The organism is Microbacterium sp. M28, from assembly GCF_025836995.1.
Classification (GTDB): Bacteria; Actinomycetota; Actinomycetes; order Actinomycetales; family Microbacteriaceae; genus Microbacterium.
On sequence record NZ_CP107546.1, the window covers coordinates 757847 to 778992 of the forward strand.

The 21146-nt window shown below is 68.4% G+C and carries 19 protein-coding genes, 1 tRNA gene and 1 rRNA gene; 14 read left to right on the forward strand and 7 right to left on the reverse strand.

The genetic code is table 11. The annotated features are described in order from the left end of the window. Positions 1–78: 78 nt before the first annotated feature. Both rrf and OED01_RS03740 read left to right on the forward strand, forming a co-directional pair. Positions 79–195 (forward strand): 5S ribosomal RNA (gene rrf / locus OED01_RS03735). Positions 196–287: 92 nt separating this feature from the next. Then, positions 288–638: an iron chaperone gene (locus OED01_RS03740; protein WP_264157046.1), complete on the forward strand. Its 351-nt coding sequence runs from the start codon at positions 288–290 to the stop codon at positions 636–638. A gap of 22 nt (positions 639–660) precedes the next feature. On the opposite strand, the gene lysE is transcribed toward OED01_RS03740, so the two are convergent. Beyond that, positions 661–1359, reverse strand: coding sequence for an L-lysine exporter (lysE, locus tag OED01_RS03745; RefSeq protein WP_264157047.1), 699 nt, complete (start codon positions 1357–1359; stop codon positions 661–663). Positions 1360–1429: 70 nt separating this feature from the next. On the opposite strand from lysE, the gene OED01_RS03750 reads away from it, so the two are divergent. Continuing rightward, positions 1430–2323, forward strand: coding sequence for a LysR family transcriptional regulator ArgP (locus OED01_RS03750; RefSeq protein ID WP_264157048.1), 894 nt, complete (start codon positions 1430–1432; stop codon positions 2321–2323). Positions 2324–2327: 4 nt separating this feature from the next. Here OED01_RS03750 and OED01_RS03755 read toward each other — a convergent pair whose 3' ends face one another. Both OED01_RS03755 and OED01_RS03760 read right to left on the reverse strand, forming a co-directional pair. After that, entirely contained in the window at positions 2328–3005 is a 678-nt protein-coding gene (locus OED01_RS03755) for a YqaJ viral recombinase family protein (RefSeq protein WP_264157049.1), read from the reverse strand. A gap of 55 nt (positions 3006–3060) precedes the next feature. Then, the gene (locus tag OED01_RS03760) at positions 3061–4455 is read right to left on the reverse strand and encodes a glucose-6-phosphate dehydrogenase (protein ID WP_264157050.1); all 1395 of its coding nucleotides are present in this window, start codon (positions 4453–4455) and stop codon (positions 3061–3063) included. Positions 4456–4533: 78 nt separating this feature from the next. On the opposite strand from OED01_RS03760, the gene OED01_RS03765 reads away from it, so the two are divergent. The 3 genes from OED01_RS03765 (at position 4534) to rplL (ending at position 7470) form a co-directional block, all read left to right on the forward strand. Further along, complete coding sequence (locus OED01_RS03765; RefSeq protein WP_264157051.1) at positions 4534–6324, forward strand: glycoside hydrolase family 15 protein; 1791 nt, start codon at positions 4534–4536, stop codon at positions 6322–6324. Positions 6325–6550: 226 nt separating this feature from the next. Continuing rightward, entirely contained in the window at positions 6551–7039 is a 489-nt protein-coding gene (rplJ, locus tag OED01_RS03770) for a 50S ribosomal protein L10 (protein WP_264157052.1), read from the forward strand. A gap of 47 nt (positions 7040–7086) precedes the next feature. Further along, complete coding sequence (gene rplL / locus OED01_RS03775; RefSeq protein WP_029261007.1) at positions 7087–7470, forward strand: 50S ribosomal protein L7/L12; 384 nt, start codon at positions 7087–7089, stop codon at positions 7468–7470. Positions 7471–7539: 69 nt separating this feature from the next. Here the strand turns inward: rplL and OED01_RS03780 are convergent, their stop codons facing one another. Next, a complete protein-coding gene (locus OED01_RS03780) occupies positions 7540–8538 on the reverse strand; it encodes a LacI family DNA-binding transcriptional regulator (protein ID WP_264157053.1) in 999 nt (332 codons plus the stop codon). Between the two features lie 270 nt (positions 8539–8808). Here OED01_RS03780 and OED01_RS03785 point away from each other — a divergent pair, with 270 nt between their 5' ends. From OED01_RS03785 to OED01_RS03815, 7 genes are all read left to right on the forward strand, one after another. Next, positions 8809–10128: an ABC transporter substrate-binding protein gene (locus OED01_RS03785; protein WP_264157054.1), complete on the forward strand. Its 1320-nt coding sequence runs from the start codon at positions 8809–8811 to the stop codon at positions 10126–10128. Positions 10129–10236: 108 nt separating this feature from the next. Next, complete coding sequence (locus OED01_RS03790; protein WP_264157055.1) at positions 10237–11376, forward strand: carbohydrate ABC transporter permease; 1140 nt, start codon at positions 10237–10239, stop codon at positions 11374–11376. Beyond that, positions 11373–12329, forward strand: coding sequence for a carbohydrate ABC transporter permease (locus tag OED01_RS03795; protein ID WP_264157056.1), 957 nt, complete (start codon positions 11373–11375; stop codon positions 12327–12329). Before OED01_RS03790 ends, OED01_RS03795 begins: the two co-directional genes overlap by 4 nt. Positions 12330–12395: 66 nt before the next feature. After that, complete coding sequence (locus OED01_RS03800; RefSeq protein ID WP_264157057.1) at positions 12396–13550, forward strand: cystathionine gamma-synthase; 1155 nt, start codon at positions 12396–12398, stop codon at positions 13548–13550. 259 nt (positions 13551–13809) lie between these two features. After that, entirely contained in the window at positions 13810–15039 is a 1230-nt protein-coding gene (locus tag OED01_RS03805; RefSeq protein WP_264157907.1) for a multidrug effflux MFS transporter, read from the forward strand. A 43-nt stretch (positions 15040–15082) separates the two neighbouring features. Then, on the forward strand, positions 15083–15742 hold the full coding sequence (locus OED01_RS03810; protein ID WP_264157058.1) for a phosphatase PAP2 family protein: 660 nt from the start codon (positions 15083–15085) through the stop codon (positions 15740–15742). Positions 15743–15794: 52 nt separating this feature from the next. Then, positions 15795–16406: a GNAT family N-acetyltransferase gene (locus tag OED01_RS03815; RefSeq protein WP_264157059.1), complete on the forward strand. Its 612-nt coding sequence runs from the start codon at positions 15795–15797 to the stop codon at positions 16404–16406. Between the two features lie 111 nt (positions 16407–16517). On the opposite strand, the gene OED01_RS03820 is transcribed toward OED01_RS03815, so the two are convergent. Continuing rightward, positions 16518–16605, reverse strand: a tRNA-Ser gene (locus OED01_RS03820). 174 nt (positions 16606–16779) lie between these two features. Here OED01_RS03820 and trhO point away from each other — a divergent pair. Next, positions 16780–17694, forward strand: a complete 915-nt coding sequence (trhO, locus tag OED01_RS03825; protein WP_264157060.1) for an oxygen-dependent tRNA uridine(34) hydroxylase TrhO — start codon at positions 16780–16782, stop codon at positions 17692–17694. A 2-nt stretch (positions 17695–17696) separates the two neighbouring features. Here the strand turns inward: trhO and OED01_RS03830 are convergent, their stop codons facing one another. Both OED01_RS03830 and OED01_RS03835 read right to left on the reverse strand, forming a co-directional pair. After that, a complete protein-coding gene (locus OED01_RS03830) occupies positions 17697–19952 on the reverse strand; it encodes a transglutaminase TgpA family protein (protein ID WP_264157061.1) in 2256 nt (751 codons plus the stop codon). Continuing rightward, entirely contained in the window at positions 19939–21141 is a 1203-nt protein-coding gene (locus tag OED01_RS03835) for a DUF58 domain-containing protein (protein ID WP_264157062.1), read from the reverse strand. The genes OED01_RS03830 and OED01_RS03835 overlap by 14 nt, the downstream gene beginning before the upstream one ends. Positions 21142–21146 lie beyond the last annotated feature (5 nt).

A 21146-nucleotide genomic window follows, 5' to 3' on the forward strand; every position in this document is an offset into this window, starting at 1 on the left:
TTGTGGTTCTCGATGTACGGTCGAGAACCCTACAGGCACCACGTGTGTCTTTAGGTTTGATTGAAACATCAATAGTGTTTCGGCGGCCATAGCGTGAGGGAAACGCCCGGTTACATTCCGAACCCGGAAGCTAAGCCTCACAGCGCCGATGGTACTGCAGGGGGGACCCTGTGGGAGAGTAGGACACCGCCGGACTTCTTTTATGAAAGAGGCCACCCCAGTGCTGGGGTGGCCTCTTTTGCGTTAGGTGCTCGCGCCCCGTGCGCCCACGCTGCCAGGATGGTCCCATGGGCACCGTCGACGACTATCTGGCCTCTCTCGGTGACGACGACCGCGCTGCGATCGGTCGCGTGTACGAGATCGCGCGCGACGTCGTGCCCGATGCCGAGCAAGGCGTCGGCTATGGCATGCCGGCGCTCACATACCGTGGCCGTCCCCTCATCTCGGTCAAGAAGGCGAAGGCACACGTCGGGCTTTACCCCTTCAGCGCTTCCGTGGTGAGCGCGCTGGCGACGCAACTCGCACAGCACGTGGGTGGGAAGGGCACCATCAGGTTCCAGCCGGGAGCACCGCTGCCCGACGACGCCATCCGCGCGATCGTCGCCGCGAGGCGCGCCGAGATCGACTCGGCTTTCTGACGCGGGGGTCGCCCGGCCCGCGTCAGCTCGGGAGGGCGGGCAGGATGAGGCCGATGGCGATGGCCACCATGACGACTGCGATCACCGCGTCGAGGATTCGCCAGGCGCGTGGCGTCCGCAGCCAGCGTCCGAGGTAGCGCGCGCCGAAACCGAGTGCGGTGAACCACAGGCAGCTGGCCGTGATGGCGCCGGCGGCGAACAGCCAGCGGGAATCACCGTAGGTGGCCGCGATGGAGCCCAGCATCAGCACGGTGTCGAGGTAGACGTGCGGGTTGAGCCACGTGAGCGCCAGTGCCGTGAGGATGACCGGTACGACGGAGCGCGTTCGCGTGGTGACATCGGCCGTGGCCACGCGGCTCGGTCCGGTGCCGACCAGCTGCTCGGACGGGCGCGTCTCGGACTCGATCGTGTCTTCCTGGGCCGGATCGAGTGTCGCACCTGTGCCGCGCCACGCCCGACGAGCTGCCAGCATTCCGTATCCCAGCAGGAACGTGGCACCCAGCCAACGCGCCACGGTGAGGAGCCACGGTGCCCCCTCGACGAGGAAGCCCAGACCGGCCACACCTGCAGCGATCAGCACGGCATCCGAGGCGGCGCAGATGACGACCACCGCGAGGACGTGCTCGCGGCGGATGCCCTGGCGCAGCACGAAGACGTTCTGCGCGCCGATCGCGACGATGAGGGACAGGCCGAGGCCGAGGCCGGCGAGGATGGAGATCATGCTTCCACGCTAAGGCGCTGATCGAGTTAGGTACAGCGATGATCGTTCACGCAGCATTAGGGTGGCTTATGTGACCAGAATTCCGTTGGATGCGGCCTCGACCGTCGCGGCGATCGTCGACACGGGCAGTCTCGATCAGGCGGCGCGGGCGCTCAACGTGACGCCCTCGGCGGTCAGCCAGCGGTTGAAGAGCCTTGAGGAGCAGATCGGGCGGGTGCTCATCATACGAGGACGTCCCGCGACCGCCACGGCGGCGGGGGAGGCCGTCGTACGCCTCGCTCGTCAGGTTGCGCTCATCGAGCACGACGCTCTGGCCGGGTTGGGACTCGATGACGCGGCGCAGGCCAGAGTGGTGGTCCCGCTGGCCGTCAACGCGGACTCGATGGCCACGTGGTTCCTCCCGCCCTTGGCGCGTCTGGCGAGCGAACGACTGATCGATTTCGACCTCCACCGAGACGACCAGAACTTCACGGCCAGACTGCTCGAATCCGGGACGGTGATGGCGGCGGTCACTTCAGAGGACACCCCAGTCGCCGGATGCACGGTCGCGCCGCTGGGCGTGCTCACGTACGACGCCATGGCGACGCCCGAGTTCTTCCGGCGCTGGTTTCCCGACGGCGTCACCCGGGCGGCGCTCAGACGCGCTCCCTTCGTGGACTTCGATCGCCGTGATTCGCTTCAGCACACCTGGCTCGCGTCCCAGGGAGTGGACGAGCTCGGGATCCCGCGACACTACGTGCCGGCGTCCTACGATTACGCGCAGGCCGTCAGGCTCGGCCTCGGCTGGGGCATGGTCCCGACGCTGCAGGAGCCGGAAGGTGACTCGGCGACCCCGCTGCGGCCGCTGGGTGGGAAGCCGATCCGGGTTCCGCTCTACTGGCAGCAGTGGAACCTGCGCTCGGTGCTGCTCGATGCGATCGCGGCCGAGATCGCGGCCGAGGCGATGCGGGTGCTCGCGCGCTGAGCGGTCAGTCGGACAGGGCGAGGGCGCGGAACATGTCCCGCTCGCGTAGCGCGTCACGCCGGTCACCCGACGGAGCCACTCGCGTCGGCGGCTGCTGGCCCGTGGTGCGGTGGTAGAGCTCGTCGATCAGACGCGTCGCCATGTGCACGAGCCGCCCGATCTCCTTGTCGTCCCGGTCGATCCATACGCAGCGCGGTTCATCGTGGATGGGGCGGAACTGATCGTGCTCCTCCCAGACGAAGAGGGTGCGCTCGGCGCCGAGGACATGCTGTTGCCACCACACCTGTCGCAGGTACGTCCGCGGGATCGTTCGCCAGTCCTTGTTGGTCGTCTTGATCTCGGCGAGCGTGACGCGGCCCGCGGCATCCTCCATGATCCCGTCCGGCGTGGCCAGATGGCGATGCTCGAGCTCGGCCCGGAACAAAGCCGATGAAGGCTGGATGCCGTGCGTCGCCGCCACCCAGGCCGCGATCTCGGGCTCTCGCCGCCGGCCGTGGTCGGTGTAGGCGTTGCCGCCGAAGCGGGCACCGCCGCCGAGCTTGGCATCGGCTGCGCGGGTGATCGACTTGTCACCGGAGAGGCCGGCGACGTCGGTCGCCGTGATGCCGCGGGCCCTCGCGCGAAGCCAGGCGACGCGATCGCGGGAATCCGCGATGATGCGTGCTTGGAGTTCGGGGGTCACCAATAGACCATAACCCCGACGGGCGACGCCGCCTGCCAGACCCACCGTCGCGGCGTCAGTGCGATGAGGCCCAGTGCGCCGGGCCGGATGATCCAGCCGCGTACTCCTCCAGCGGAACCGCGTCGCTCGCCCACGCTCGGGCGATCGGATCGATGATCCGCCAGCTCTGTTCGGCAGCGTCTCCGCGCACTGCCAGCATCGGATCGCCGTCCAGGATGCTGGAAAGGACCTCGGCGTACGCGCGCAGCGCTCCTTCTCCGAACTCGGTCGACAGCGTCGCCCGTTCGAGCTCGAGCGGGTCCTCGGCGCCGTTGACGTTGATCTCCAGGTCCATTCGATCCGGTCCGAGCCAGAAGCGCAGCTCTGCGCCGTCGGCGGTGCCCGTGAACCCCGACGGCAGGTGCCGGACCGGACGGAAGCGGACGGACACGACCTGTCGGGGGTCGCCGATGGCCTTGCCGGAGCGCAGCGTGAAGGGGACCCCGGCCCACCGGGCATTGCGCACCTCGAAGGTCGCCTCGGCGAGCGTCTCGGTGCCTCGAGCCGGATCGACGCCCGGCTCGTCGACGTAGGACGGCATCGACGCGGTGCCCACCGTCCCGGCCGTGTAGCGGGCCCGCCGCGATGCCGTCACCGGATCGTCGTTCCACACCCGGGTCGCTCTGAGCACCGCGGTGGTCGCTTCACGGAAGTCGATCTCGTCGAGCGCCGCCGGTTCCTCCATGGCGAGGACGGCGAGCACCTGCAGGAGATGACTCTGGATCATGTCGTCCATGGCCCCTGCGCCGTCGTAGTACCCCGCACGCCCCTCCAGGCCCAGGCTTTCATCGAAGACGATCGAGACGGACTCGACGTGCTCGGCGGACCACACCGGCGCCAGCAGGCGGTTCGCGAAGCGAGCGCCGAGCATGTTGAGCGTCGTCGAGCGGCCCAGGAAATGGTCGACGCGGAACACCTGGTGTTCCGGGACCAGCCGCGCCAGGGTCGCATTGAGAGCCGCGGCGCTGGTCTCGTCCGTCCCGAACGGCTTCTCCAGCACGAGCATCGTGTCGGCGGGGATGTCGTCGGCGGTGAGCTTCGCGCAGGCGCCGGCCGCGACCGATGGCGGTACGGCGAAGTACAGCGCCGATCCTCGCGGGACCTGGCTCAGCAGGGCGCGGATCTGATCCGGCTCCATCAGGTCGCACCGCCGATACCCGATCGACAACTGCTCGACGGCAGAGGCGGCATCCGCCGTCGCGAAGGAAGCTGCGACGACGTCGCGGAGTTGCTCGTCCGTCCAGTCCTCGCGATCGGCGCCGAGCAGGCTGATCCTGCGCGCCGGCTCCAGGGCGAGCAGCTGCCCGAGTGCCGGCAGCAGCAGTCGGGAGCTGAGATCGCCGCAGGCGCCGAAGATGACGAGCGTCACTTCCTCGAGCGCGGCGGTGTCCGCTGCGGTTTCCTCGTGCATGAGCCCGACAGTAGACGTCGCCGGAGCCCGGCGCCAGACCGTTGCCGGCCCCGGCCGCGCATGCCAGAATCAGGCCCCATGCCCGCACCGATCGAGGACTACGCGCTTCTCAGCGACTGCCGGACGGCCGCTCTGGTCTCGAAGGAGGGCAGCATCGACTGGCTGTGCGTTCCCCGGTTCGACTCGGCCTCCGTCTTCGGTGCTCTCCTCGGTGACCCGGCGCACGGATGCTGGAGCCTGCGCCCCTCCTCGGGACGGGCACGGGTGACCCGTTCGTACCTGCCGGACACGTTCATCCTCGTCAGCCGGTGGGAATCGGGGGACGGCGTGGCCGAGGTGCAGGAGTTCCTCGCGCTGCACGACGAGCGCGTCCACCTCGTGCGTCGTGTCGTCGGGATCGAGGGCTTGGTCGACATGGAGACCGAGCTGCGACTGCATTTCGACTATGCGCGAGCGTTGCCATGGGTACGGCAGATCGGGACCGCGGCGAAGCCGGCGCTGTGGGCGACCGCTGGGCCGGATGCCGTGGTCATCCGCGGCGTGCGCTTGAACGCGAGCGATCACGTTCACACCGGAGCGTTCACGGTCGCACAGGGCGAGACCGTCGATCTCGTGCTCAGCTGGTTCGAGTCGTCCCTGCGGACACCAGAACCGATCGACGTCGATCGCGCGCTGGAGGTCACGCGCTCGTGGTGGCAGGGGTGGGCGAGCCGCATCCAGCATCAGGGCGAGCATCGAGGCGCCGTGACGCGTTCACTGCTCACGCTGAGGGCCCTCACCCACCGGGACACCGGTGGCATCATCGCGGCCGCGACGACCTCGCTGCCCGAGGACTTCGGTGGCTCCCGCAACTGGGACTACCGATACGTCTGGCTGCGGGATGCCGCGCTGACGCTGGAGGTGCTCATCACGCACGGCTTCCTGCGCGAGGCAGAGCACTGGCGGCGCTGGCTGCTCCGCGCCATCGCGGGAGAGCCGCACGAGGTGCAGATCATGTACGGCATCGCGGGCGAACGCGATCTGGCAGAACGTGAGCTGACGTCCTTTCCGGGCTACGCGGGCGCAGCGCCCGTCCGCATCGGCAACGGTGCGGTGTCGCAGTATCAGGGGGATGTGATCGGCGAGGTGCTGGTGGCGCTTGAGGCCGCGCGCCTGGCCGGTGTCGAGGAGACGGAGTTCTCCTGGCCGCTGCAGCGTGCCCTCATCGAACGCGTGATCGCGGGGGCCGGTCGCCCCGACAACGGCATCTGGGAGATCCGCGGCGAACCACGATGGTTCACCCACTCGAGGGTCATGATGTGGGCCGCGATGGATCGCGGCGTGAGGGCGGTCCTGGAGCACGGGATGACCGGCGACGTGGAGAAATGGATCGGCACGCGCGACGCTCTGCGCGCGGAGATCGAGGACCGCGGCGTGCACGCGGACGGCCACTTCGTCCAGCACTACGAGACGGACGAGGTGGATGCCTCGCTGCTCGTGCTTGCGCAGGTCGGATTCTGCGCGGCGAACGATGAACGGATGCTGCGCACCGTCGCGCGCATGGAGGACACGTTGATGCGCGACGGGCTGCTGCTGCGCTATCGAGCCGCCACCGGAGTCGATGGGCTGCCGGGCGACGAGCATCCGTTCCTGGCGTGCAGCTTCTGGCTCGTCGAGCAGTACGCGGCGAGTGGCCGGACCGCGGATGCCGAGTCGCTCATGACGAGACTGTGCGCGTTCGCGAGCGACGTTGGACTGCTGTCGGAGGAGTACGACCCGCACGAGCGGCGGCAGGCGGGGAACACGCCGCAGGCGCTCTCGCATCTCACTCTCGTGCGCGCCGCGGACGCGCTCGCCGGCCACGCGGGTCGCGCGGCGGATCGGAGATGACCTCGATTTGGCCGGACGCCTCGTCCCGGGTATCCTTGTCGTAACCGAAGACCGCTGGTCATCGTCGTGCGCGAGCACGGCGATCGAAGCACTGCAATGCAGGGGCCCGCGCAGGACACGATCTGATTCAGCTCCGTGCGCTTGCGCCGGAGCTTTTTTGTTGCCGTGAAGGTCGAGGTCGGCGCCTCACCGCCGTGAGGCGCCTCGTACACACCAAGGAGTGACCATGGCGCAGAAGGATGCATCGGTCGCCGAGCTCACGAAGTCATTCGAGAACTCGTCCGCCGTTCTGCTGACCGAGTACCGCGGTCTGACGGTTGCCCAGCTCAAGGAGCTGCGCAACAGCATCCGTCAGGACGCTGAGTACGCCGTGGTGAAGAACACGCTGACCAAGATCGCCGCCAACAAGGCTGGCATCACCGCGCTGGACGACGACCTCAACGGTCCGTCGGCTGTCGCGTTCGTGCACGGCGACTTCGTCGCCACTGCCAAGGCTCTTCGTGACTTCGCCAAGGCCAACCCGCTTCTCGTGATCAAGGCCGGCATCTTCGAGGGCAACGCGCTCTCCGCCGACGAGGTCAACAAGTACGCCTCCCTCGAGAGCCGTGAGGTTCTGCTGGCGAAGGCTGCGGGCATGATGAAGGCGACGATGGGCAAGGCTGCCGCCACCATCGACGCGCTTCGCGAAAAGCTGGAGACCGCCGAGGCCGCGTAAGCGACCGGTGTTCTCGTCAACAAACCCCATCTATTAGGAGATACATCATGGCTAAGCTCACCACTGAGGAGCTGCTCGAGCAGTTCGCCGGCCTGACCCTCGTCGAGCTCAACGACTTCGTCAAGGCGTTCGAGGAGAAGTTCGAGGTCACCGCTGCTGCTCCCGTCGCCGTCGCGGGTGCCGCGGGTGGCGCAGGCGCTGCTGAGGCTGAGGAAGAGAAGGACTCCTTCGACGTCATCCTCGAGGCCGCTGGCGACAAGAAGATCCAGGTCATCAAGACCGTCCGCGAGCTCACCTCGCTGGGCCTCGGCGAGGCCAAGGCTGTCGTCGACGGCGCTCCGAAGGCCGTCCTTGAGGGCGCCAACAAGGAGACCGCCGAGAAGGCCAAGGCTGCTCTGGAAGAGGCAGGCGCCACGGTTACCCTCAAGTAATCACTGCGTCTGAACGCTTCGAAAGGCCCCGGGTTCGCCCGGGGCCTTTCTGCGTGCGTGCGCGACGGCTCAGGATGCCGGTGCGGCCGTCGAGTTGCGCATCACGAGGACGGAGGCCGCGGCCACATGCTCGATCCCGGCATCCGCTCCGGTCAGCTGCGCGAGCAGCAGACGAACGGCCACACGGCCCTGATCGCGCGGGCGCTGACGGATCGTGGTGAGTGCGAACATCTCGGCGTCCCGATGGTCGTCGATGCCGATGACGCTCAGCTGCGACGGCACCGCGATACCGAGCCGGCGGGCGGCGATGATGGTGCCGATCGCCGCCTCGTCGCACACGCCGACGACCGCGGTCGGGCGGGATCGCCGGTCTCCGAGCAGATCGACCGCGGCGGCGTAGCCGCTCGACATCGACGACTGCGCGAACGCGACACGGGGCTCGGTCCCGGCGGCCGCCATCGCGTCGCGGTACCCGGTGAAGCGCCGTTGATCGCCGATGCTGCCGTCGCCGGATTCCACAGTGCCGACGAACGCGATGTCGGTGTGACCGAGATCCAGCAGATGCTCCGTCGCGATGCGCGCGACGCTCATGTCGTCGATCGAGACGGCGCTGGCCCCCTCACTGTACGGGCCGACGCCGACGAGCGCTCGGTCGAGCCGGAGCAGTCTCTCGAGCTCCTGCGCACTCGGCTGGATGCCCGCGGCGATCAGACCGTCGAACCGGCGCCGGGGGAGGATCTCCTCGAAGACGCGTTCGCGGGTCCGGCTCCCCTCGCGGATGTCGTACAGCGCGAGATCGAGGTCACCGTCGAGCAGCGACTCCTGGATGCCGGCGACGAGCTCGGTGAAGAACCAGCGGTCGAGGGTCGGCACGATCACCGCGATCGTGCCCGTGCGGCCGGTGGCGAGGCTCGTCGCGGAGGAATGGGCGACGTACGACAGCTCCTGCGCGGCATCCACCACCCGTTGGCGTGTTTCATCTGAGACGTAACCGCGACCGCTCAGAGCCCGACTCGCGGTCGCCTTGGACACCCCGGCTCTCGCCGCGACATCCGCGATCGTGCTCATGCGTCCTCCTCGACACCCGCGCGCCTCAGAGCGCACGAGGTCGAGGATAGTCTCGCGGAGCACGAAACGGAACCGGTTCCAGGTGATTCGCGCGGGAGCGCTCCCATGGGCTTCGGCGCCCCAGAGCAAAAGGTTGTCGGGTTGTGATGATTCGCCATTGTGCCTGGCATGCTCGGGCAAGTAGGTTGGCCTGGAATCGGTTCCCGATTCGGCCGCGGACGAGACGGTCGATTCTTCTGTGGGGACGTGAACTCGAGGAGGAGAAATCACATGACTCTTTCGCAGCGCAAGAGGCTGATCGCGCCGCTGGCCCTGTTGGGCGTGGCGGGCATCGCGCTCGCGGGATGCGGCGCACCGGGGGCGCCGACCGGGGGAGGCGGAGGCGGTGACGTCGACGGCGAGACCGTCACGATCTACGGAACGATCGTGGACGCGGAGGCCGAACTGCTTCAGGAGTCCTGGGCGGACTTCGAAGAGGAGACCGGCATCGACATCAAGTACGAGGGCAGCCAGGACTTCGAGACGCAGCTCGGCACGCGCGCGCAGGGCGGCAACCCGCCGGACATCGCGATCTTCCCGCAGCCGGGTCTGATGGCGGACTTCGCGTCGCGGGACTTCCTCAAGCCTGCGCCCGAGGCCGTGGTGGAGAACGCCAATGAGTACTGGTCCGAGGACTGGGTGAACTACGGCACCGTCGACGACACGTTCTACGGCGCACCGCTCATGGCGAGCGTCAAGGGCTGGATCTGGTACTCGCCGGCGAAGTTCGCGGAGTGGGGCGTCGAGGTCCCCAAGACGCTCGACGAGCTGAACGCGCTCACCGCGACGATCCAGTCCACGTCGGGCGCTGCGCCCTGGTGCGCCGGCTTCGAGTCCGGCACCGCGACCGGTTGGCCGGGTACGGACTGGATCGAGGACTACGTCCTGCGCCAGGCCGGTACGGACGTGTACGACCAGTGGGCGGCGGGCGAGGTTCCCTTCACGGACCCGCAGATCAAGACGGCGTTCGACTCGGTCGGCGAGATCCTGCTGAACCCGAGCTACGTCAACGCCGGTTTCGGCGACGTCCGCTCGATCAACTCGACGGCGTTCGGTGACGTGGCTCCGGCACTGGCCGAGGGCAAGTGCGCGCTGACGCACCAGGCATCGTTCCTCTCCGGCTTCTACCCGGAGGGCACGAAGGTCGCCGAGGACGGCGACGTGTGGGCGTTCATCCTTCCCGGTGAGGCCGAGGGCGAGACCACGGTGACCGGTGGTGGCGAGATCGTCGGCGCGTTCAGCGACTCCGAGGCGACGCAGCAGGTGCTCGAGTACCTGTCCAGCCCGGAGTGGGCCAACAACCGGGTCAGCCTCGGCGGTGTCGTCTCCGCCAACAGCGGGCTCGACCCCGAGAGCGCTCAGGATCCGATCCTTCAGGAGACCATCAAGATCCTGCAGGACGAGGAGACGACGTTCCGCTTCGACGCCAGCGACCTGATGCCCGGTGCCGTCGGCGCCGGAACATTCTGGAAGGGCATGGTCGCCTGGATCAACGGCGACCCGACCGACGCCGTGCTCGAGCAGATCGAGACCGGCTGGCCGAGCGAGTAATCGCCTGCACGGGCCGCCTCCGCTTTCCGACGGAGGCGGCCCTCCCACCCTCCGGCGTGCGCGCAGTCGCCCACGCCTTCACACCTCGCGTCATGAAAAGGGGACTGCGTGAACGCGACAGAATTCTTCAGATGGGTCGGGTCGCTTCCGCCCGTCCTGCAGGCCGTGGTGGTCGTGATCGCGTTCGCCGTCGTGGTGGCGGTGATCCTGCTCCTGGTCGACGTCGCACCGCGCAAGGGCGCGATGTACACGTGGATCCGCCTCGCGATGTGCCTCATCGTCCCGTTCGCGGTGATGTGGTTCTTCAACTCCTGGTACTGGGCGATGGGTGTCGCCGTCGTCGTCGGTGCGTTGTTCTTCCTGCTCGACTACCGCTCACGTGACGGCGCCGGGTATCTGATCCAGCTGGTCGCGTTCATGGCTCCGGCCGTTCTCCTCCTGCTGGTCGGCCTCATCCTCCCGTCGATCCAGACCGTGTACGCCTCGTTCTGGAACTCGAGCGGCGACAACTTCATCGGCCTGAACAACTACGTCTGGATCTTCACGCAGTCGGATGGGATCACGGCGGTCGTCAACACGATCGTGTGGGTGCTCATCGTTCCCATCGTGTCGACCCTGGTCGGCCTCGCCTATGCGGTCTTCATCGACCGGACCAGGGGCGAGAAGATCTACAAGATCCTGGTGTTCATGCCGATGGCGATCTCGTTCGTCGGCGCCAGCATCATCTGGCGGTTCATGTACGCGTACCGCGGACCCGAGTTCGAGCAGATCGGCCTGCTGAACCAGATCGTCGTCTGGTTCGGCGGCGAACCGCAGCAGTGGCTGCTGAACGAGCCATGGAACAACCTGTTCCTCATCGTCGTGCTCATCTGGGTGCAGACCGGATTCGCCATGGTCGTGCTCTCGGCCTCCATCAAGGGCGTGCCGGCAGAACTCCTCGAGGCGGCCGAGCTCGACGGGGCCAACGCCTGGCAGCGGTTCTGGTCGGTCACGGTCCCCGCGATCCGCCCGGCACTCATCGTCGTGCTCACGACCATCTCGATCGCCTCGCTGAAGGTCTTCGACATCGTCCGCACCATGACGGCAGGAAACTACGGCACGAGCGTGCTCGCGAACGAGATGTACACGCAGTTCTCCAAGTTCGAGGCGGGACGCAGCGCCGCGCTGTCGGTCATCCTGTTCATCCTGGTGCTGCCGATCGTCATCTACAACGCGCGCCAGATCAAGAAGCAGCGGGAGATCCGATGAGCGACACCGTGAAGACCGATCCGAACAGCACCCGCGCGATCACGACGGGCGGCAGGTTCGAGGCATCGGCAGGGCGCACACGCAAGCGGCTGAGTCGGCCGTGGGCGACCATCGCGTCGATCGTCATCGCCGTCCTCTGGACGATCCCGACGCTCGGGTTGTTCATCTCCTCGTTCCGGCCGCGCGACGACATCAACACCTCCGGGTGGTGGACGATCTTCGCCGACCCGCAGTTCACGTTCGAGAACTACGTCGAGGTGCTGCAGTCCGGTACGACGCAGCTGACCATCCTGCAGTCGTTCGTCAACTCGATCGCGATCACGATCCCTGCCACGCTGATCCCGCTGATGATCGCGGCGATGGCGGCATACGCGTTCGCATGGATCGACTTCAAGGGCCGCAACGCGCTGTTCATCTTCGTGTTCGCGCTGCAGATCGTACCGATCCAGATGGCGCTGGTGCCGCTGCTGACCTCGTTCTCGAAGGGCATCAACCTCTTCGGGATCCAGGTCACCGAGTCGATCGACGCGTCGCAGGGCTACGCGCAGGTCTGGATCGCGCACACGATGTTCGCCCTGCCGCTGGCGATCTACCTGCTGCACAACTTCATGTCCGAGATCCCCGGCGAGATCATCGAGGCGGCGAGGGTGGACGGCGCATCGCGCGGGCAGATCTTCTTCCGCATCGTGCTGCCGCTGACCATGCCGGCTATCGCGTCGGTGGCGATCTTCCAGTTCCTGTGGGTCTGGAACGACCTGCTCGTCGCCCTCGTGTTCGCCGATGGTGCGGCCTCGCCGATCACGAAGGTGCTCGCCGAGATCACCGGACGCGGTGAGGGCTGGTACCTGCTCACGGCCGGGGCGTTCGTGTCGATCATCGTTCCGCTGATCGTGTTCTTCGCCTTGCAGCGCTACTTTGTGCGCGGTCTGCTGGCGGGGTCCACCAAGGGATAGCCGGCCCGCCGCGACGCCGTGTAACAGGCGCGGGTGGCGAGGGAGCGACGGACGTAGGCTGTGACCATGTCCGAGCACTCCTTCGCCACCCGCGCCATCCATGCAGGTCAGACAGCCGATCCGCGGACGGGGGCGATCATCCCGCCGATCTACCAGGCCTCCACGCATGTGCAGGACGGCATCGGCGGGTTCCGCGAGGGGTACGAGTACAACCGGGCGGGCAACCCGACCCGCAGCGCGCTGGAGACCCAGCTCGCGGCTCTCGAGGGCGGCTCGGCCGCGCTGTCGTTCGCCTCCGGGCTCGCAGCGGAGGACGCGCTGCTTCGCGGGCTGCTGAAGCCCGGCGACCACGTCATCCTGGGCAACGACGTCTACGGCGGCACCTACCGTCTGCTGACCACCGTGCTCGCCCCGTGGGGGATCGAGACGACGATCGTCGCCCTCGAGGATGCCGACGCGATCCGCGCCGCTCTGCGCCCGGAGACCAGGATCATCTGGGTGGAGACGCCCAGCAACCCGTTGCTCAAGATCGTCGACATCGCCGCGATCGTCGAGATCGCGCACGCGGGCGGGGCCATCGTCGTCGTGGACAACACGTTCGCCTCGCCTGCCCTGCAGCAGCCGCTCGGACTGGGCGCCGACCTCGTCGTGCACTCGACGACCAAGTACCTCGGCGGGCACTCCGACGTGCTCGGCGGCGCGGTGGTGTTCGGCGACGATCGCTTCTACGAGCCGGTCAAGTTCCAGCAGTTCGCCGTCGGTGCCGTGTCGGCTCCGCTGGATGCCTGGCTCACGACGCGCGGCATCAAGACGCTCGCGGTCCGTGTGCGCCAGCACAGCGAGAACGCTCAGGCGATCGCCGAGTGGGCGGCCGGGCGTGCGGAGTTCGAGACGGTGTACTACCCCGGCCTCGCCACGCACCCGGGACACGAGACCGCCGCCCGACAGATGACCGGCTTCGGCGGGATGCTGTCGCTCGCGCTGACCGCGGGGCCCGGTGCGGCTCGTGCCTTCGCTGAGAGCACCGAGGTGTTCCAGCTCGCCGAGTCGCTCGGAGGCGTCGAGTCGCTGATCGGCTATCCGTCGGAGATGACGCACGCGTCGGTGCGAGGGACCGCGCTCGCGGTGCCCGAGAACGTCGTGCGGCTCTCGGTCGGAATCGAGGATGTGCGCGATCTCATCGCCGACCTGGAGCAGGCGCTGACGCGTATCGCGCGCTGATGCCGGGCGACGGCGGGGAGTAACATGGTCGAATCGATTCACTCGAATCGATTCGACCACCCGCGCCCCGGAAGCTCCCTTGACCGACTCACCCCGCCACGAAACCAGCACGCCGCATACGAACCCTGACACATCTCCCGCTCCGGCATCCGATCGCACACCCAGCGGAACGATCCGCACGATCACCGGCAGCATCCGCACCTCGGCACCCACCGGCGCCATCCGCACGCTCGGCCCCAACCCGGCGACCGCGCCCATCATGCTCCATCCGGGCGATGCGATCTCGACCGCACGCCGCACCGTCTACATCATCCTGCTCGGAACTCTGACCGCCCTCGGGCCGTTCACGATCGACCTCTACCTTCCCGCGTTCCCGCTGCTGGAGAGCGACTTCCAGACCACGGCGGCGGCGATCCAGCTGACGCTCACCGGTACGATGATCGGGTTCGCGATCGGCCAGCTCGTGGTCGGTCCGCTGAGCGACAAGGTCGGCCGACGTGTGCCGCTGATCTCCGTGACCGCGCTGCACGTGGTCGCCAGCCTGGCCGCCGCTCTCGCGCCCGACCTGATACTGCTCGGGACCGCACGTGTCTTCATGGGCATCGGCGCGGCAGCGGGTGGGGTCGTCGCGATGGCGATCGTGCGCGACCTGTTCGGCGGGCGACGCCTCGTCGTGATGCTGTCGCGCCTCGCGCTCGTCTCGGGCGTCGCACCGGTGGTCGCACCGCTGCTCGGATCCGCACTGCTCGCGGTCATGGACTGGCGGGGGATCTTCGTGGTCCTGGCCTGCTACGGCTCCGCGATGCTCGTCTGCGGACTGTTCCTGATCCCCGAGACGCTGCCGAAGGAGCGTCGTCACGATCGCGGCTCGTCCACGGTGCTGCAGCGCTACAGGAGCGTCTTCTCGGACCGCGTGTTCATCGGCGTGTTGATCATCGGCGGCATGACGTTCTCCGGGCTCTTCTCGTACCTCTCGGCATCCTCGTTCCTGTTCCAGCAGACGCACGGGCTGGATGCGCAGCAGTACGGCTGGCTGTTCGCGGCGAACTCGCTCGGTCTGGTGCTCGGCGTGCAGACGGCCTCGCGGCTGGCCGCCCGGTTCGGGCCGCAGTGGGTGCTCGCGTTCTCGACGTCGGCTGCGCTGCTCTCCGGGCTGGCGATCATCGTCACGGACCAGCTCGGACTCGGGCTGTGGGGGACCGTGATCCCGCTGTTCCTGTTCATGACCGCCTGCGGATTCACATTCCCGTGCGTTCAGGTGCTCGCGCTCGACCGGCACGGGAAGGCGGCGGGCACCGCGGCATCCATCCTGGGCGCCAGCAACAACGGCGTCGCGGCGATCATCTCCCCGGTCGTGTTCCTCATCGCCGGCGGCGGAGCGATCACGGCGACGACCATGGCATCGGTCATGGTCGGATGCGCAGCCATCGGCATCCTGTCGCTCTGGCTGATCGTGCGGCCGCGGAGCGTCGGGATGCTGAACCCCTGAGCCGGATGCCGGCTTCCTCGGCGTCGCACGGCAGAATGGGCGGATGAGACGGCATTACCTGTGGTGGGGACTCGGCACGCTTCTGGCGGCGATCGCCCTGGGCGCGTACCTCACGATCGACGAGGGGGCCGCCGAGCCGTATGCGCTGGACAGCTGGTGGCACGACCTCATGGTGGACGTCGCGCCTGAGGCGCTCATCACTCTGGCGCATGTGATGAACCGCATCGGCGGCGGATGGATCGCCATCCTCGTCGTCCCCGCGGTCGTCGCCATCGGGCTGCTGCTCGCGAAACGCTGGCGTTCGGCGGTGTTCGCGCTCGCCGCCTTCGCCGCCAGCGCCGTGCTCGTGCAGCTGCTCAAGCAGCTTTTCGGGCGTGCGCGCCCTGAAGACATGCTCGTGCTGAGCGATTACGGATCGTATCCCTCCGGGCACACGGCGAACGCGGCGACGATCGCCGTGGTGCTGTGCGTGCTGTTCCCGCGCTTGTGGATGTACGCGCTGGGGGTGCTGTGGGTGCTCACGATGGCGCTCTCGCGAACAGTGCTGGCCGTGCACTGGCTCACGGACACGGTCGGCGGCGCCCTGGTCGGGGCATCCGCCGCGTTGCTGATCGCTGCCGTGCTGATGCCGTGGGTGCGCGGCGACGTCCCCACGATCGGCACGGCCGCGGACGATGACGTCGAGGGCATCTGCGCCGGATAGGGTGGAATCCGCCGTCGCTCCGGACGGCCGCCTGCGCACAGAGGAGTCCGCCGTGGCACACATCCGCCCGTACCGCACCGAGGACCGCAACGGGCTGCTCGACGTCTGCGTCAAGACTGCGGACTCGGGCGGCGATGCGACCGGGATGTTCTCGGACGACGAGCTGTGGGGTCTGCTGTTCGCGGTGCCGTATGCCGAGCGGCACCCCGACCTGTGCTGGGTGGTCGAATCGGACGACTCGCGCGTGATCGGCTACATCGTCGCCACCGATGACACAGAGGTCTTCGAGCAGTGGTTCCGCGACGAATGGTGGCCGCGCTACACCGATCGCTTCCCGAAGTCGATGGACCCGCAGACGCGCGAAGAGAAGATGATCGACTACGCCTACGGTCGAGCGCCGGGACGCGAGCCGCACGTGGGCGAGTACCCCGCGCACCTGCACATCGACCTCCTCCCCGAGACACAGGGGCAGGGCGTCGGACGACGTCTCATCGAGACCCTGTTCGCAGAGCTGCGCCGCCGGGGTGTTCCGGGGCTGCACCTCGGCATGAACCCGGAGAACACCGCCGCCGGTGCGTTCTACGACCGGATGGGGATGCAGCGTCTGCCGAGCCCGGAGGGGTCGTGCATGTACGGGGTCAGGTTCGCGGCGTCGACGGGCTGAACCACAGGCGGCGCCGCGCGGAGCCTCTGGCGTCGAGGGGCCCTGATTGTCGAGGTGCCAGACGTCACGTGAAAACGCCGAAGGCCCCACTTCGTGAGGCCTTCGGCGTTTTGGCGGTGACGGCGGGATTCGAACCCGCGGTTGCTTGCACAACACACGCTTTCCAAGCGTGCTCCTTCGGCCGCTCGGACACGTCACCAGGGAACAACCTGTCCATCTTATCCGATCGCCCGCGCCCGCGTGACCACGCCCGGTCGCCCCACTGTTCCGCGAGACGTGCTCTGCGGGGTGACACCTAGCCAGGGCGACCAAGTCTCACTCCACAAAGTACGTCTCGCGGGTCAGAGCCAGGGACGGCGCCTAAAATCTTGGAGTGGCAACTCCCAAGATCGTCCTGTTCTACGTGTTCACGCCGTTGGCCGACCCCGAGGCGATCCGGCTGTGGCAGCGCGACCTCGGCGAGGCACTGAGCCTCCGCGGCCGCGTCATCATCTCGAAGGACGGCATCAACGGCACGCTCGGGGGCGATCTGCCGGCGCTCAAGAAGTGGGCGCGGTCGTTCCGTTCGTACGCGCCGTTCAAGAACGTCGACATCAAGTGGAGCGAGGGAACCGGGATGGACGAGAGCGGTCACAGTATCGACTTCCCCAAGCTCAGCGTGAAGGTGCGCGACGAGATCGTCTCCTTCGGAGCGCCGGGAGAGCTGCAGGTCACCGCCGACGGAGTCGTCGGTGGTGGCACGCGGCTGAGTCCCGAGGCGCTCCACGAACTCATCGCCGAGCGCGACGATGTCGTGTTCCTCGACGGGCGCAACGCCCTCGAGGCGCAGATCGGACGATTCCGGGGCGCTGTCGTGCCCGACGTGGCGACGACGCGCGACTTCGTCCGGCTGCTGGACTCCGGCGCCTACGACGACCTGAAGGGCAAGCCCGTCGTCACGTATTGCACCGGCGGGATCCGCTGCGAGGTGCTGTCGAGCCTCATGGCGGCCCGCGGCTTCGGTGAGGTCTACCAGCTCGAGGGCGGGATCGTCCGCTACGGCGAGACCTACGGAGACGACGGCCTGTGGGATGGCTCGCTGTACGTCTTCGACGGCCGGGGGTCCGTCGACTTCTCGGACCACGCCGCTGTCATCGGGGAGTGCGTCGGCTGTCACGCGCTCACCAAGCGCACCGCGAACTGTCCCGATCCCTCGTGCCGTGTCCAGCAGGTCGTCTGTGAGGACTGCGGCGCTCTCGTATGCGCCGATCACGCCGGAGCCACGCTCCCGATATCTTCGGCGGGCTGAACTCAGGCTTCGACCGGAGACACCTGCGTACGCTGCACGAACAGCGATCGCGGTGCGAACGTCGCGACGAGCCGTCTGCGCGCATCGACGGACGCACGCAGCTCCCCGAGGACGCGGTGCAGGGGAACCGCGAGGTCCTCGACGCTCCGGCCCGGGGGCCGGGATGCCGTGGACGCATAGCTGATGTACTCGATCGCGCGCACCAGCGCCTCGAGCGACGCGGCATCCACCTGGCGTTCGGAGGCGAGCAGCCGTGCCCGCACCCGCGGACTCTGCGCGTCGGACGGATTCAGCCCGAGGTCGACCATCGTGTCGCGCAGTTCCAGCCACGCGCTCGCCGCGTCGCCGCGGGATGCGCGTCGGGCCCGTGCCGCGCGGCGGACGATCCTGGCCAGGAACGGCAGCAGCAGCGCGACCGCCGCTCCGGCGACGGTCAGCAGCACCGGCGTCGGATCGAGTCGCTGCCTGACCACCTCGCCTCCGAGGGCTTCGTCGGGGTTCTCCGGCGCGATCGTCGGAGCATCGGACGGCGCGACCGACGGCGCGGTGGTCGGTGTCGGCGTCTGCCCCGGATCCGATCCCGTCCCGCCCGTGGTCGCGCCGCGCGCGAAGGCCGTCGGTGTCCCGAGCGTCGCGGTGGGCTCGAACGGCACCCAGCCGATCCCGTCGAAGTGCACCTCCGGCCAGGCGTGCAGCTGATCGCTCATGACGGCGTAGACCTTCTCCTCGCCGCGCGTCTCCTCCGTGAGTTCACCGGGCAGGTACCCCACGACGACGCGCACCGGCATCCCGAGAGTCTTGGCCATCAGCGAGAACGCGCCGGCGAAATGGACGCAGTATCCGGATCGAACCTCCAGGAACGCGGCGACGGCTTCGGCGCCCGTGCCATCGAAATCCTCCTCGACCGGGGTGTCGACGGAGTATTCGAACTCGCTGCGGAACCAGTTCTGCAGCGCGATCAGCTTCTCGTAGTCGGTCGCGGAGTCCGCGGTGACCTCCGTCGCGAGTCGACCGATGATCTCGGGCAGATCGGTGAGGTCGTCGGCCGACAGACCGCCGCCGGATGCCGGCACCGCCGTGATCTGCTCGAACGTGGGCCGCACGACCGCCGAGGTGACGGTGTAGTCGCGCCCCGACGCGTCGGCCACGTCCGACACCACCGTGCGGTTGGACGTCATGACCTCCCACCCCGTCGAGACGCCGACCAGGCGCTCGGCGGGGTAGGGGACGGGAAGACGATCGCTCGAGAGCGCGAGCACGCGGATCGAGGTCTGGCGGTCGTCGCCGGCGAGCTCGTCGTTCCATTCCGGGTCGCCGAAGCCGCTCGACAGCGACTGCGTCGCCTCGCGGTCCGGTCGCCACACTTCGCCGTTGAACCGCGACAGGGTGGCGATGCGCAGGTAGGGCGCGGTCTCGGCCGACGTGGCGAGCGACATCACCTGGGTGGGGTTCGGTCGCCGCAGGTCGTCGCCCAGCCGCAGCGAGGCGTCGATGGTGACGCCGGAGCCGGGCACCGTCCACGACGCCGAGACGGGCAGATTCGGCGCCACGACGACGGTGAGCGCGATAGCGCCGACCCCGACACCGGCCATGACGGCGACCGAGGCGCGCCGTGCGGAGTGGCGATCGTTCCCCGCGCTGCTGCGAAGCAGCATCAGGATCAGCGCCGCAAGGGCGACGAACCAGACCACGTTCGCGTCGCCCAGGGTGATGATCATCGGCAGGGCACCCACCACCGTGACGAGCACGAGGACGATCAGCGCCCTGCGGTGAGCCACCAGCTGATCGACGAGGACGATGACCGCGGCGAACGCGGTGCCGATCACGGTGCGCAGCGCCAGGGTGTCCTCGAGCGGTGCCGACCCGTTGTAGACCTCGACGCCGGCCTGCACGAACAGCTCGGAGAACGCCGATACGGTGGCCGGCGTCGGGACGATGCCCAGCAGCGCGGTCTGCGGCAGCAGCATGGCCGTCAGCAGGATCACGGATGCGCCGGTCTGGACCGCCACCGTCGTCAGCGTTCGGGTGAGCGCCGACCGATCCGCCATGAGCACGCGGACGATCGCGCCGATGAGGGTCACGATGAAGATCAGCGTCCCCGCGATCAGACTCCACCGGCCGGCCTGCACCACCGGCACGTACGGCCACAGCGCGACGAGCGCCGCGAACGCGGCCAGCAGCGAGCGGCCGACGATCCCCTCCCTGCTGGGCTCGAGGTCCACCGCCCAGGCGCCGGTCGGCGCGTCAACGCGGGACACGGCCGCCTCCCGTGATCATCCGCTCCGGCAGCGCCTGCTCCCAGGAACCGGAGATGTCGTCCGTGAGCACGGCCCCGGTCCAGCCGGCCGCGGATGCCGCTGCGAGGAGGTCAGGCGCCGGGGCGGTGGCGAGCAGGATCGGGACGGCGGCCCCGCCGTGATGCAGCGCCGCCCGATCGTCGGCCGGGATTCGCCCGGTGATGAGCACGAGCGGGCCGGGGGGCGTGCCGCCCACGATGGTCGCCAGGTCTCGGCCTTCGCCACGCGGTGTGATCATCGCGAGCGCGACGAGGAGCTCGTCGCGCTCGTCCTCATGGCCGCGCAGCGTGCCGATCGAAGCTCCGGTGCTGTCGACGACGTCGACGCTGTAGCCTTCGCCGGCGAGGTGCAGCGAGATCGAAGCGCACGCCGATACGGCTGCTTCGAACGCCGCATCGACTCCGCGGTCCGCACGGGCCCACCGGCCGGCTGCGCGGTCGATCACGACGACCGCGTCCGGGTTGGACTCCTCTTCCTCCTGACGGACCATCAGCTCGCCGCGGTGCGCGGTCGCGCGCCAGTGGATGCGCCGCATGGAGTCGCCGGACACGTAGTGACGCGGTGAGAGGTTGTCGCTGCCCTGGCCCAGTCGGCTCGACGCGGTGTGCGCCGTGCCGCCAGCCGCGCCCCAGTGCGCCGCGAGCGGCGCAAGAGGTATGACCTCGGGAACCACGGTGACCGTCCTGGTCTCGCCGAACGCCTGCTCGCGTTGCGCGAGTCCGAATGGATCGACGGTGCGCAGGATGAGCGGCCCGACGGGCCAGATCCCGCGTCGCACCCCGGTGATCGGATACCGCAGAACCCCGGTGTCCGGCGGGTACTCGCCGGCCGCGTCGCCGGTCACTGCATCCGGGAGCACATCGCGCCAGCGGCCGTGCGGGATGCGCAGCGAACGCAGCGCGAAGCGCACGGTGATGCGGGATTCCTCGCCGACGGTGAGCAGGTCGGTGGAGATCTGTCGGGTGACGGTGCCGCTGCGCCGCGGCATGTGGACGACGACGACGGCCAGAGCAGTGACGGCGAACAGCAGGACCGCGACGTAGATCAGGATCGGCGCCGAGACGACGTTCGCCGCGATCGCGAACAGTACACCGAGCACCAGGGCACCCGCCCCGCGGGCGGTGAGGGGGCGTCGACGGGGTTCGGACATCGTGG